Annotated in this window: 14 protein-coding genes; 8 read left to right on the top strand and 6 right to left on the bottom strand. The window is 46.6% G+C overall.

Going from position 1 to position 13138, the window contains the following annotated elements; genetic code table 11:
• Positions 1-156: 156 nt before the first annotated feature.
• Complete coding sequence (locus tag V1467_RS04795; RefSeq protein WP_416307663.1) at positions 157-1161, bottom strand: ABC transporter permease; 1005 nt, start codon at positions 1159-1161, stop codon at positions 157-159.
• Positions 1158-2072, bottom strand: a complete 915-nt coding sequence (locus tag V1467_RS04790) for an ABC transporter ATP-binding protein (RefSeq protein ID WP_416307662.1) — start codon at positions 2070-2072, stop codon at positions 1158-1160. Before V1467_RS04790 ends, V1467_RS04795 begins: the two co-directional genes overlap by 4 nt.
• Before the next feature lie 89 nt (positions 2073-2161).
• On the opposite strand from V1467_RS04790, the gene V1467_RS04785 reads away from it, so the two are divergent.
• The 6 genes from V1467_RS04785 (at position 2162) to V1467_RS04760 (ending at position 6674) form a co-directional block, all read left to right on the top strand.
• On the top strand, positions 2162-2890 hold the full coding sequence (locus tag V1467_RS04785) for a 16S rRNA (uracil(1498)-N(3))-methyltransferase (RefSeq protein ID WP_416307661.1): 729 nt from the start codon (positions 2162-2164) through the stop codon (positions 2888-2890).
• Entirely contained in the window at positions 2891-3202 is a 312-nt protein-coding gene (locus V1467_RS04780; RefSeq protein WP_416307660.1) for a cupin, read from the top strand.
• Positions 3203-3307: 105 nt separating this feature from the next.
• Positions 3308-4258 carry a glutathione synthase gene (gene gshB / locus V1467_RS04775; protein ID WP_416307659.1) on the top strand — a complete coding sequence of 317 codons (951 nt, stop codon included), beginning with the start codon at positions 3308-3310 and terminating at the stop codon, positions 4256-4258.
• Positions 4259-4315: 57 nt separating this feature from the next.
• Complete coding sequence (locus tag V1467_RS04770; protein WP_416307658.1) at positions 4316-4876, top strand: YqgE/AlgH family protein; 561 nt, start codon at positions 4316-4318, stop codon at positions 4874-4876.
• A gap of 15 nt (positions 4877-4891) precedes the next feature.
• A complete protein-coding gene (gene ruvX, locus V1467_RS04765) occupies positions 4892-5305 on the top strand; it encodes a Holliday junction resolvase RuvX (protein WP_416308649.1) in 414 nt (137 codons plus the stop codon).
• Between the two features lie 181 nt (positions 5306-5486).
• Entirely contained in the window at positions 5487-6674 is a 1188-nt protein-coding gene (locus tag V1467_RS04760) for an HD-GYP domain-containing protein (protein ID WP_416307657.1), read from the top strand.
• Positions 6675-6681: 7 nt separating this feature from the next.
• On the opposite strand, the gene V1467_RS04755 is transcribed toward V1467_RS04760, so the two are convergent.
• From V1467_RS04755 to V1467_RS04745, 3 genes are all read right to left on the bottom strand, one after another.
• Positions 6682-7602, bottom strand: coding sequence for a hypothetical protein (locus V1467_RS04755; RefSeq protein ID WP_416307656.1), 921 nt, complete (start codon positions 7600-7602; stop codon positions 6682-6684).
• A 121-nt stretch (positions 7603-7723) separates the two neighbouring features.
• Entirely contained in the window at positions 7724-8698 is a 975-nt protein-coding gene (locus V1467_RS04750) for a general secretion pathway protein GspB (RefSeq protein WP_416307655.1), read from the bottom strand.
• On the bottom strand, positions 8691-9602 hold the full coding sequence (locus V1467_RS04745; RefSeq protein WP_416307654.1) for an ExeA family protein: 912 nt from the start codon (positions 9600-9602) through the stop codon (positions 8691-8693). Before V1467_RS04745 ends, V1467_RS04750 begins: the two co-directional genes overlap by 8 nt.
• Before the next feature lie 134 nt (positions 9603-9736).
• Between V1467_RS04745 and V1467_RS04740 the strand changes: the two genes are divergently transcribed.
• The gene (locus V1467_RS04740; protein ID WP_416307653.1) at positions 9737-10969 is read left to right on the top strand and encodes a multifunctional CCA addition/repair protein; all 1233 of its coding nucleotides are present in this window, start codon (positions 9737-9739) and stop codon (positions 10967-10969) included.
• Between the two features lie 143 nt (positions 10970-11112).
• A complete protein-coding gene (locus V1467_RS04735) occupies positions 11113-11649 on the top strand; it encodes an acyloxyacyl hydrolase (RefSeq protein ID WP_416307652.1) in 537 nt (178 codons plus the stop codon).
• A 77-nt stretch (positions 11650-11726) separates the two neighbouring features.
• Here V1467_RS04735 and V1467_RS04730 read toward each other — a convergent pair whose 3' ends face one another.
• Positions 11727-12938 (bottom strand): acyltransferase family protein, encoded by a 1212-nt coding sequence (locus V1467_RS04730; RefSeq protein WP_416307651.1) that lies wholly within the window; start codon positions 12936-12938, stop codon positions 11727-11729.
• Between the last annotated feature and the right edge of the window lie 200 nt (positions 12939-13138).

The raw sequence follows: 13138 nt of genomic DNA, 5'->3' as shown, positions 1-13138 counted from the left end.
GGGGAATCGTCATTTATTCCCCTTTGGCTGCCGTCGCCAGCGCGACAACAATGGTTGATTTAATGACTTACTTTAGATTTTACACCTAAGTTACTGGATCCCGTTCCGGCTCAAACAACTGCCGGGGTGACGATAAACGTGCACCACCGCTTACCATCAGCGGCCATCACCTTCCCATCTAAACAACCACGCACCTAATCCTAAAAACAACAATATCATCGCCAACATGATCCAGATTTGCTGTTGTACGTCGACCAACGTCGCGCCGTCAGTCATAATCGCACGAGCTGCGTCCACCAACTGGGTGAGGGGTAAAAACTGGGCAACGGTTTGCATCGCCGCGGGCGCACCTTCAAGGGAAAACCACACACCGGACAACATCATCATTGGCCAACTGACCAGATTCAGCAAGCCTCCGGTCAGTTCCTCGCTGTGGCTGCGCGATGCCATCAGCAATCCCAACGCAATCATCGCCGTCGCCCCCAAAGCAGCAACCAGCAGTAAATCCAGATAACTGCCCAGCATATAAAAATCAAACATCCAGTCACAAGCGACAAACACCCCACCAGAAATCACCAGCACAATAAACAGGCGCGACAATACCTGTGCGGTTAAGAATTCGGCAGCATGTAACGGCGTGGCTTTTAGACGCTTTAATACCGATGCCTTGCGATAACGCACAATCACGTAGCCCACCCCAAACAGACAACTGAACATCATGTTCATGCCCAAAATTCCGGGAAGTACCCAATCCAGATAGCGGATTTCCCGGCCATCCAGCACTTCGCGATGATAATCCGGCAAGTCCCCAATCAGCAGTTGCTCAGCAAAATAGCCTTTAGGTGAACTCTTATTGACCCAATAGGTTTGACTGGCGGGTTCTACCAGCAAATCCAGACTGTGTTGTTGCAATTTGCGCTGGGCTAATTCGCTATCCTGATAATCCACATATTGCACATGCTCAAGTTCAAAAAAACGGCTTTGCGCGGGCTTGTCACCCAAAAGTCCGATTTTATATTCGGCCCTGCCGTCACCGCTAAAAATAAAGGCAAAACCAACCACCAGCAATAACGGGAAAAACAAGTTCCAGCCGAGTGACGACCGATCCCGGAAAAACTCCAGATTGCGGGCTTTAAATATGGCCCAAAAACGCTTAGTCATACTGCCTCTCCTTCCGTTTGCAAACCATGGCCTGTCAGTTTCAAAAATAAGTCATCCAGATTGGCCGACTTTACATGTAACCCCTCCAGTATCACCGATTGTTCAACCAGTAGTTTGAGTGTTCGTTCCACATGGTCGGTATTGATAAAATAATGTCCCTGTTCCAGTCTGGGTTGACACTGTTCCAGTACCGCGGATGGCAACTCCTGTTGCGGCAAACGGATCAACACTCCTTTAAAATGCTCGCTCAACAAAGCCTTTGGGGCACCACGGGCGATAATCTTGCCCTTGTCCATAATCGCGATGTCGTCACACAGCTGTTCTGCTTCATCCATATAATGGGTGGTCAACACAATGGTTTTACCCTGCTGTTTTATTTTATTGATTAAATCCCAGAAGTTACGTCTGGCATGGGGATCCAGCCCCGTAGTCGGTTCATCCAAAAACAGAATATCCGGATCATTTACCAGCGCCAGCGCCAATAACAAACGCTGTTTTTGGCCCCCCGACAGCTTTCGGTGATCCTGATGAGCAAAGTCATGTAAATCACATAAATCCATCAACTCGTCTTCACTGAGATTATGCTGATAAAAGCTGCGGAACAGGGTCAGACATTCGCGACTGGTTAAAAAATCCTGCAAGGCGGTGTTCTGGAACTGGATCCCGATTTTCTGATTCATCTCCCTATTCATCGGTTCACCGTAATAGCGAATTTCACCGCCATCAGGTTTGGAAATTCCCTCCATCATCTCGATTGTAGTGGTTTTACCCGCACCGTTTGGGCCCAATAAGCCAAAACAGATACCCGCAGGTACGCTAAAACTGATCCCATCAACTGCTTTAATCCCCTTAAAGCCTTTGCTCAGTTCGCTGACCTGGATCATGGGTTGTGTGGTTGGTTGTGCCTGCATTCATTCAGCCCGATAGTAAGATAGTTTTGCCATACTCTATCGGGCTGATACCATAAGCGCCAACCAATATTGTAAGCGGTGTTTTCAAATTGCGAATTCCCAGAATTTACCATCCGGATCTGCTCAGCGTGGACAGCGAAATTGAACTCAGTAGCGAGGCCACCAATCATTTAGCCAATGTGTTACGACTTAAAAGCGGACATCCGTTAGTCCTGTTTAATGGTGATGGCAATGACTATCCGGCTGAACTTGTCGAGATAGGCAAACGCAAGGTATTAGCCCGTATTGATGCAAAAATCAGCCTAAGTCTGGAGTCCCCCCTGAGTATCCATCTGGGACAAGGTATCTCCAAAGGTGACAGAATGGATTTTGTGTTGCAAAAATCGGTCGAATTAGGGGTAACAGAAATTACCCCACTGATTACCGAGCGTTGCAACGTGAAACTGAATGACGAGCGCTGGCTCAAAAAGCATCAACAATGGCAGAAAATTATTATTGGAGCCTGCGAACAGAGCGGTCGTAATATCGTGCCTAAACTCAACCCGCCATTGAATCTGGCCGAGTGGTCTACCCAATCCACCAACCAGTTTCGTCTAACCTTGCATCCCAAGGCCGAAAAACGCATTAGCCAATTGAGGTTAAATAGCCATGGCGTCCGGTTATTAATCGGTCCTGAAGGCGGTCTCAGCGAGCAGGAAATCTATCAGACTCAGGAACACGGTTTTGAATCTGTGCTGCTAGGCCCGCGCATTTTGCGCACCGAAACCGCCGCATTAGCGACTATTACTGCACTACAAAGTCTGTTTGGAGATTTATAAATGAAAATTATCCGCAGTCGCGAATTTAGCGGACAAAGAGCTTGGCAAGCGCTGGATATCGCCAATATGAATGGTGTTACAACTCGTCTGCATTGGACTGATCAACCCTATAAATGGCACATCAACGATGGCGAAGAAGTGTTTGCGGTACTCGATGGGCAAGTCAATATGCACTACAAACAGGATGGACAGGAAGAGGTAACCTTACTGCAAACCGGCGACATATTCTTTGCCTCAGTCGGGACCGAACACGTGGCGCAACCTGTCGGGGAAGCACGAATATTAGTGGTCGAAAAAGAAGGCAGTATTTAACCCGAATTGGAGTTACTTAAACCCGTTTTCACTGCCGATACTTGATTTTTTGCTAGTTATCACCACTTTATAGTCGTGATCACTTCCGTCCACAGGGGACTAATTTTGACAATTAAACTCGGCATTGTAATGGATCCCATCCAGTCCATTAATATCAAAAAAGACACCAGTTTTGCCATGCTATTGGAAGCACAGCAACGTGGTTACCAAATCCAGTATATGGAAATGGGCGATTTGTATCTGGAAAATGGCAAACCCATGGCCAACATGCGTGAACTTAGTGTCCAGTCTGATGCCAATCACTGGTTTGATTTTGGTCCGCAAACCCGGCAAAGTTTGGCCGAACTGGACGTGATTTTAATGCGCAAAGATCCGCCAGTGGACAACGAATTTATCTACGCTACCCAAATGTTTGAACTGGCGGAGCAGGCCGGTACGTTAGTGGTGAACAAAGCGCAAAGTTTGCGCGATTGCAATGAAAAGCTGTTTACATCCTGGTTTCCACAGTTTATTCCGCCCACGCTGGTTACCCGCAATAGCCAGTTAATCCGCGAGTTCCATCAGCAACATCAGGATATAATCTGTAAGCCGCTGGACGGCATGGGCGGCAGCTCCATTTTTCGGGTTAAGGAAGACGGTAATAACCTCGGGGTGATTATCGAAACCCTCACAGAGCTGGGTCAACGCTACGCCATGTTCCAGCGTTTTGTTCCAGAGATTAAAGACGGCGACAAACGGGTATTGGTGGTGGACGGTGAAGTGATGCCATATGCATTGGCGCGCCTGCCGACCAAAGGTGAGAATCGCGGTAATCTAGCTGCAGGTGGCAGTGGCAGACCACAGCCGATCAGCGAGTCGGATCGAAAAATTGCCGAAGCCATCGGGCCAACCCTGGTTGAAAAGGGACTATTATTTGTTGGTCTGGATATTATTGGTGACCGACTGACCGAAATTAATGTCACCAGTCCAACTTGCGTGCGCGAAATAGAAGCCGCCTACCCCATTAGCATCACAGGTAAGTTGTTTGATGCCATTGAAAAAAGGGTTAAAGCCTGAGCACAGCGTGCAGATACCGCTAAATAACCCTAAATATACAGTAATTGAGTTGAGTGAATGAATAACAGTCTTCAAAACCATTTTTTAATTGCCATGCCCAGTATGCAGGATCCCTATTTCAGCCGTTCGCTGACCTTTATCTGTGAACACAACGAACAGGGCGCAATGGGGATTGTCCTCAATCAACCGGCCGGAATGACCCTGAAAGAACTGTTGAAACTGACTAATATTGAAGGCGTTATTGACGAGAAAAAAGGTGAGCATATCGTGGTCGCTGGAGGACCTGTCAGTAAGGATCGCGGTTTTATTTTACATACTCCGCAACCCGGTTATAGTGCGAGTCTGGCGGTCAGTTCAGACATTATGGTCACCACCTCCAAAGATATTCTGGAAAATCTGGCTAATGAAAAGTCACCGGAAAAAGCAATTGTCGCATTAGGCTACGCTGGCTGGACAGCCGGACAGCTAGAACAGGAAATTCAGGAGAACTCCTGGCTGGTAATCGAATCCGATCCGGAGCTACTGTTCGATGTTCCAATCCATAAAAAATGGGAAACGGCGGTGCATAAGCTGGGTATCGATATCTGGCAGTTGGCGCCCGGAGCAGGTCATGCGTAGAGTATTCTCTTGAGTATGCAAACCCTGCTTGGCTTTGATTTTGGTACCAAAAGTATTGGTGTGGCAGTCGGCCAGCAGGTTACCGGCACCGCAGCACCTTTAGAAGCCCTTAAAGCGGTTGACGGTATTCCCGACTGGAACGAACTGGAAAAAATCTTCAATGAATGGCAACCCGCAGGTATTGTCGTCGGTTTACCACTGAATATGGATGGCACCAATCAGCACACGACCTTTGCAGCCAAAAAGTTCGCCAACCGAATGCATGCCCGTTTTAAAGTACCGGTCGAGACCTGCGACGAACGCCTGACCACGGCCGATGCCAAGTCACGTCTGTTTGAACTGGGTGGTTATAAAAAACTCACCAAAGGCAAAATTGATAGTGTATCCGCTTGCCTGATCCTGGAAAGCTGGATGGAAAACCAATATTAGCTTCGAGCTTCGAGCTTCGAGCTTCGAGCTTCGAGCTTCGCAAAAATTTTATAATTATCATGGCTCAAACTAGGGCTATTTATTCTATAAGCAACTTGATCTCCGTCAGGTTTCCAACAATATTTAAAGCCTATTTAGATCTCTGACCCCGTGTCGCTTTAATAGGTTGTCCAACTTCTCAATGATAAAAGTTATCTCGATACAACAGCTTGTTCCCGGCATGTATGTAACCCGAATTACCCAACCAAAAAACCGCATAAAAGTAACATCAACAGGTCTGGTCAAAACCATTGAAGCCGTGGGTAAATTAAAAGACGAGGGCGTTCTGCAACTGGAGATTGATTTAACCAAGAGTCAACTATCGACGCAAGACACGGCAACGACCGAACACAGGGATCCGGTTATCAACCGTTTTAGCCAAAAAATGAACCAAGCGCTGGATTTGTATGCCCAGACCAAGGTCACTCATAGCAAAATCATCCAACGGATCAGTAAAGGAAAATACGCCAATCTGGATGATATTGAGCAGATCTCCAGCCACATTATTGACAATATTTTTGAATGCGAAGAAATTGCCGGTGCCGTTACCCAGATCCGTCAGGTTGATCAATACCTGCTTGAACACAGCGTTAATTGTGCGATTCTGATCAGCTTATTTGCCCGCCACCTTAATTTTGATCGTCCAACTATCCATCAATTGGGGACAGCCGCCTTACTAATGGATATTGGCATGGCCAAACTGCCTTTGTTGTTAACCCAAAAACGCACCAGCTTAAATGACAAGGAAACTCGTCAAATGCAGGCCCACGTGGATTTTGCTCTTGAGCTAGTCAGATTATCCGGTTGTGTGGGTGACATCGGTTTTGAGGTTATTCAGCAACACCATGAGCGACTGGATGGTTCCGGTTACCCGGCAGGATTAGCAGGTGAACAAATTTCTATCTATGCTAGGATGGCCGCCATAGTGGATACTTATGATTCACTTACTGCAGAGCGCCCTTACCGACAAGCGATGGCCCCTGCAGATGCACTGCGCTCTATGTTGGATGATAAAACTATAAAAATGGATCCCAAACTAATGGACAAGTTTGCTGAATGTATCAATTTATATCCCGTCGGCTCCGTGGTTAAACTGCAAAGCGGTAAGTTAGCCATGGTATTGCGCGCCAATCCTGACTCGCCGTTGACGCCGCTGGTGATGAGCTTTTATGACATACAGAATAATTGCCACGAACATGTGCAAAAAATTGATTTATCCAGCTCGGAAGACCTCATTGTATCCAGTATTCTGCCCGAGGATTTCAATCTGAATATGCTGGATTTTTTTAAACAGGCTTTTGACACCACATCGACACTAACAGCACCATAATACTGGCTTAACAACGCCTAACAATAACCAACAGCAGCAATCCAAGCACAAATACTCCTAATGTGACGGGTTCTGTAACCTGCAAAGCCGCTGAAGAAAATTGAATCTGTTGCTCGCCGTTTTCAACAAATTGATAAGTACCGTATTCGGCCAATGCAACATTATCCGGATAGGGACAGTCAAAAGGCACGCAGCTCGTCGCTCCTTGCAGCTCGACTTGTCCACCCACATTGACGTTAACGCTGTATAACAGACTAAATTGCTCTCCCGGATTAAATACGTCCAGAGTCAAATCAAGCCACTGGCTGTCCCAGCGATAATTAGATTCATCAGGATAAAAACTGCCTAGCACGGTTCCTGCGGTATCAAGACTGACTCCATTAATATCCGAACGTAAACGGGCCATACTCGACCAGATTAACTGATCATTTAGCCAAATTCCGGCGTCATAACTGGCAATGGCAAAGTCATCGGGGCCACAAGCTAACGTACTGTCGGTATCATTATCAAATTGTCCATCCGGATCGGCACAATAAGCGGTTAAAAAGCCGAATAACGGATTAAAACGCAAACTGAATTTTCGCGCTTCTGCAGAGTCATTTTCGAGTTGATAACGGATTGCCGTCCGACCTGCGGATTCCGCCGCCTGATACTTTCGTGTAACCAAAAAAGCGATCCCGTCATTCCTGGCTTCAACATGGGAATCAGCATGAACACTGGTATCATAAAAATCGGAGATAGTATCCAAATAGGCATCGTGTTCATCTGTGCGGGAATCATATACGGCATACTCAGGTTCCGGATAAGACAGACTATAACTTTCAGCCGTCACTTCGGTACTGATAATCGCCGCCGATAAGCCTTGGCAGGAAAGGAGTAATAGCAGCAGGGTAGATTTGTTGACCAAATTTAATAGAAAGCGACACATTATAAGCCACCTCGGGTTGAGAGTTTAAAGGGACAACGTGAACGACTTTTGGCAACCAAAACAAACTTCAGTATAGACCCTTGTCAACGCTCTGCAGATCGCAGCTAAAATAAACGCCCCCTTACCAGTCGGTAAGAGCATTCATGCTAAATTGTTGCCCCTTATAATTCATAATCACTTTCTGCGGGGTAATTTCCTGTAGCTGCAAATTACTGTTTATCCATTCTCCTTCATGCAATTCCACCCCGTTTAATGTCACCCAACGATCTTGTGGTTCAGATGCATACATATGGGCGCTAAAAGACATTTTGGGCAACTCATCTAACGCCCAGCGAGGCAACTGATCTACACGAGGTACATCCACCTTTTCCGCCGGGGGTATTTGTGCAGCAGTGCTGTCAACACTATCGCCCAGCTCAGCCACCGCCTGATTAAATTTTTTCAACAATTCAGGGGAAATCTGGTTTATGGGTGCTTCGGCGGGTTTATCCGCTATTTGCAGCCTATTGTCGTCCGCGGTATTTAACTCAGGTACAGGGGCATCTACTTGTTGGAGGGATTGGGGTGGCTGTTCTGCAGCTACCGCTGGTGGCGCTTTAGCTTTAACGTTATTGGCAGCTGACGTGCTAACCTCCGTTGCCGTTGGGGCAATAGGTGCAGGTTGATTAAAAGCAGATAACCAGTGATTCATTGTCGCGGCGGTCCAGCCTAATCCGGCTCCACCGGCAGAGACAATCATTACCATTAACAAACGCTGGCCGTAATATCGCCACGCTGAGGGCAGACCAGCAATAGAAGGCAAAAACAAACTGCGATTAAACTGCTCGGATAGATTGTTATCTACATTCGATCGAGCTTGCTGATTGGATTTCATTAACAAAGATTGCATCGGTGACTGACCGGGTTTCGGCGTATCCAGCTCAACTGTTTGGGCCGGGTCAATTTCAACCTGCTGAACACCCATCTCCATTAATCCCAGGACCATTTCCTGACTGGATACCAGTCCGGACTTACGAATTTTAACCGGCCCATTCTGGGCAACAATCTGCACAATCACCATGCCGGGTTTAAGCTGGTTAATATCAATTCTAGCCATACATTTTACCTGCCATAAAACCGATAACCGCCGCAATCGCAAACACTCCGACCAAGATCACTCCCCATGACTTGCCCTGACGTTGTTTTACCACGTCGTCACCGAGTATTTGCCCCGCTGCGGCCAGAAAAATATGGCGGCGCACCACCGCATCCTGACGGGTAAAGGCCAGCGTCAACGCCCTGTCACACAACAGGTTAATCACCCTGGGGATACCACCGGTAATGTTATATACCGCTTGCAATGTTGCCTGGCTGAATATTGCTGCATCGCCACTGGCGACACTTAATCGATGACTAATATAAGCTTTTACTTCACCGGCAGATAACGGCAATAAGTGATAACGGGCGGTAATTCGCTGGGCTAACTGACGCAATTCATTACGTTTTAGCAGCATTTGCAATTCAGGTTGACCAATCAATACCACTTTAAGCAGCTTTTCCCGGTTGGTTTCCAGATTGGTCAGCAAACGTAGCTGTTCCAACACTTCAGGTAACAGATGCTGTGCTTCATCCACTATTAATACCGTGCTAATTCCCTGCTGATGATTAGCCGCCAGCTTGGACAAAATAAGATCGGTAAAATATTTGAGGCTCGATTTACTGTCCTGGTATTCCACGCCTAGTTCATCACAGACTGTCGCCAACAATTCCAGCGCCGACAAGGTCGGATTCAGGATCATCGCCACCTGGGTATTATCCGGTAGTTGCTGCAACAGCTTTCTGGATACCGTGGTTTTTCCGGTACCGACTTCACCGGTCAGCATCACAAAACCGCCGCTTTCACGCAGGCCAAAGGTTAAATGCGCCAACGCCTCTTTATGGCGGGGACTCATAAACAAATAATCCGGATTCGGTGCTATAGAAAATGGATTATCGGTTAGTCCAAAATAACTCAGGTACATAAAGCTCAATTTCGGGATAGAGACAAAATAAAAACCATCAAACTAACTAGTTAGATGGCGCAAGTCAAAAGCATAAATGTAAATCGCTTTTGCTTACGGCATAATACGGACATCTTGATCAATAAAACAGTCTGATGAAAATCTATTTAGTAGGTGGTGCGGTTCGCGACAAATTACTCAATCATCCCGTCAAGGATCGGGACTGGGTTGTTGTGGGTGCCACCGTTGAGCAGATGTTAGCCAAAGGGTATGTGCAGGTAGGCAATGACTTCCCGGTTTTTCTGCATCCTGAAACCCGTGAAGAATATGCTTTGGCAAGGCTGGAACGTAAAACCGGCGTGGGATATGGCGGCTTTGCTTGTGATAGTTCCGTGAACGTCACCCTCGAGCAGGATCTGTCGCGCCGCGATCTCACCATCAATGCCATGGCGATGGATGAAAATAATCATGTTATCGACCCTTATCATGGCCAGACAGACTTGCAATACAAGCGTTTACGCCATGTCTCCGATGCTTTTGTAGAAGATCCGTTGCGGGTATTACGCGTGGCACGCTTTGCCGCCCGTTATTTTCAGTACGGTTTTCATATTGTCGATGAAACCCTTGAGCTGATGACTAAAATCAGTCAATCCGGTGAATTGCAAGTGTTAAGCCCTGAACGGGTTTGGCAAGAAACCGCCCGCGCCCTGCTGGAACCAAACCCGGAAGTCTATTTTGAATGTTTACATCATTGCGGGGCGTTAGCTGTATGGATGCCCGAAATCGATAAATTGTGGGGCATTCCCAACCCAGCTAAATGGCACCCTGAAATCGACACCGGTGTGCATATTATGATGGTACTGCAACAAGCGGTATCCCTGTCCGACAAACTGACAGTACGTTTCGCCGCGCTGGCACACGATATTGGCAAAGGCTTAACCGATCCACACCAGTGGCCATCTCATCAAGGCCACGAAATATTAGGACTCAAAGGTATTAACCAACTCTGTGATCGTATTAAAGCCACCAATGAATGTCGGGAGTTGGCCTTGATGGCCAGCGAATTTCATAGCCATGTGCATAAAGCCTTTGAACTAAAACCCACCACAGTTTTAAAAGTATTGAATCGTTGTGACGTGTGGCGCAAACCACAACGTTTTGCCGATTTTCTGGATGTATGTCGTGCTGATGCACGCGGACGCACCGGTTTTGAAGATGAACCCTATCATCAGGCAGATTACTTCTGGCAAACCTATCAGGCTGCCAACCAAATTGATGTGCAGCAGATTATAGCTGCCGGCTATCAGGGAGCCGCGATTAAGCAGCAACTGGATCAGGCCAGGATTAAGGTAATCCAGAATATTAAAAATGATACTAATAGGGACTAGCGCCCCTCCTGCGTTTTTCCACGGCAAAACATTCATTTTTCTGATTGTATTCATAAACAGATAAAATGGTTAAATGGCTGGCAAACCGGTGTCCAGCCCATATCTATATTAGCTCTACTTAAACTTTTGGAGCTAATTAAACCATGAACAAGTTTGCTGCCTTTGCTGTTGCACTGTGTTTATATTTCCCTTTTGTTCAGGCAGCCAGTTTTAACCAGGGAATTGCCATTGATTATCTTGATGGTGAATCGAATCTGACCGGTATCAGACTGGCTTACCGACCTTATTACGGGCAAGTTACCCAAATTGAATACTTGGGAGGACTGGACATTTACTGGGAAATGAGCGTCAATTTTTGGGAATACGGTCAGGATAACCGTCATGAGACCAATCTCGCCGTCGCGCTTTCGCCGGTAATTTCATCCACCTTCACCACTGTAGGCGACAATTTACCGCTCAAATGGGAATTGGGTATCGGTATTTCACTGGTGGATAATACTCGTTTCGCCGGCAAAGATATCGGCTCCCACTACCAGTTTGAGGACAGGCTGGGGCTAACCTTGCTGCTTAGCCAACAGGAAAGTGTCTCAGTTAGATATATGCATTATTCCAATGGCGGATTAAACAGCAAGAATCCCGGTATGGATTTCTTAAATCTGTCCTATGGATACAGGTTCTAAACAAGCAGTGTTGACCTTTAGCGAGAGGACTCAACTGCCGGAATTAACGGAAGACGAGTCCTCAATAGCTTATATGATCATGACTCCGGTAATGGCGCTGTTCCTGGTTTAGGATTTCGTTGCGGTGATTCGAATAGCTTTAAACCAAACAGCAAGCGGGTAATGGCAAAGCGTTTCACCAGTTCATAGCCCAGATAACAACCGCTGACTGTCATCAATACAATCAGCGCAGCCTCAGGCAGCGCTGGTAAGTGCCAGCTTTTTATTGCCATCGCAGCCAGAATAATTAACGTTTGGTGGAAAATGTACCATGGCAAGATAGCCTGATTGGCATAACTCAACCATTTTGACGGACGGTTAAGCCAATAGCCACCATAACCCAATACCGCCACTATCCATAACCACTGATTCGCAAAGTAGGCCATTGCATACAGCCCCTGTTTCAAGATGGGGTAAGCGGATAAATCGATCCAGCCCGGAATAAAACCGTGGTTGTCACACAGTACAAACAAATAACCGAGTAACGCACCCAGTAATAATTTCTTGCGTTGGTTAATGGCCTGCTGCCACCACTGCTGCTGAAATACAAAGACATAGCCGCAACTGAAAACCAGCAAGTATTTGGCATGATAGTACCAGTCATTAATCAGCGCGTGGGTCGACGGGAAATGTTGACCCAAAGTCAGCCAAAAACAGGTTAATATCACCATCAACACCAATAAACACGTCCACAGGGGTACTGCCTGCAAAGGGGTCCAATGGGCAAAACGCTTTAACAGGCCTCCGCCTGTCAACATCAGCAAGCTGTAACAATACAGATAAGGCAAATACCAAAGATGATTCCAGGTTAGTAAACCTATTACCGACTGTTTGTCTGGAAATAAATCTGTATGGATATCAATATATTGCCACCAGAAAGTCAGGTAACTCTGGTCATAGCCGCGGTTGTAAACTAACTCAAAATACAACTGCGGCGCGACAATGACATACATGGAAAAAATCAGCGGGATCAACAACCGCTTTGAACGTAACCGAAACAACGCACCGGCAGAATATTTGCCATTCACTAACGCCATTGCCATACCGCTGATAAAAAACAACAAGGACATACGCCATTGATTGGGCAGCAACATCAAATCCTGCAACCATTCAAACTGATGGACACTTTTAACATGCCAGCCCCAGTCGGCCACATAATACATGCCGGTGTGGTACAAAATTAAGATGGCAAAGGCCAACACCCGCAACGCATCAATATCGTAACGGCGACCCGATTGTTGTTGAGTCATTATCCCTCCAAAGGTTAAAGTAAATAGCAAGTAACCCTTTCAGAATGCGACACAGGATTGCGCCAACCAAGTGCTAAAGGCTGACCGGTAAAGCCTCAGGGATAACCGGTGGAATACTGTGATAAAAATAATTGAGAAATATATCTATAACAATGTAAGGACGATCTAAAGCGACACTACAGAAGTATTCTGTAGTGTCG

The sequence above is a fragment of the Neptunicella plasticusilytica genome (genome assembly GCF_047922965.1).
GTDB classification, from domain to species: domain Bacteria; phylum Pseudomonadota; class Gammaproteobacteria; order Enterobacterales; family Alteromonadaceae; genus Neptunicella; species Neptunicella plasticusilytica.
The sequence above is the reverse complement of the archived record's forward strand: the minus strand, read 5'-3'. Positions and strand labels throughout refer to the sequence as shown.

Bases quoted from the DNA above. Each gene is read 5' to 3' on its own strand.
- ruvX (WP_416308649.1), top strand. From the start codon at position 4,892: ATGCAAACCCTGCTTGGCTTTGATTTTGGTACCAAAAGTATTGGTGTG.
- V1467_RS04750 (WP_416307655.1), bottom strand. From the start codon at position 8,698: ATGGCTAGAATTGATATTAACCAGCTTAAACCCGGCATGGTGATTGTG.
- V1467_RS04745 (WP_416307654.1), bottom strand. From the start codon at position 9,602: ATGTACCTGAGTTATTTTGGACTAACCGATAATCCATTTTCTATAGCA.
- V1467_RS04760 (WP_416307657.1), top strand. From the start codon at position 5,487: ATGATAAAAGTTATCTCGATACAACAGCTTGTTCCCGGCATGTATGTA.
- V1467_RS04780 (WP_416307660.1), top strand. From the start codon at position 2,891: ATGAAAATTATCCGCAGTCGCGAATTTAGCGGACAAAGAGCTTGGCAA.
- V1467_RS04795 (WP_416307663.1), bottom strand. From the start codon at position 1,161: ATGACTAAGCGTTTTTGGGCCATATTTAAAGCCCGCAATCTGGAGTTT.
- V1467_RS04790 (WP_416307662.1), bottom strand. From the start codon at position 2,072: ATGCAGGCACAACCAACCACACAACCCATGATCCAGGTCAGCGAACTG.
- V1467_RS04730 (WP_416307651.1), bottom strand. From the start codon at position 12,938: ATGACTCAACAACAATCGGGTCGCCGTTACGATATTGATGCGTTGCGG.
- V1467_RS04755 (WP_416307656.1), bottom strand. From the start codon at position 7,602: ATGTGTCGCTTTCTATTAAATTTGGTCAACAAATCTACCCTGCTGCTA.
- V1467_RS04735 (WP_416307652.1), top strand. From the start codon at position 11,113: ATGAACAAGTTTGCTGCCTTTGCTGTTGCACTGTGTTTATATTTCCCT.
- V1467_RS04740 (WP_416307653.1), top strand. From the start codon at position 9,737: ATGAAAATCTATTTAGTAGGTGGTGCGGTTCGCGACAAATTACTCAAT.
- V1467_RS04770 (WP_416307658.1), top strand. From the start codon at position 4,316: ATGAATAACAGTCTTCAAAACCATTTTTTAATTGCCATGCCCAGTATG.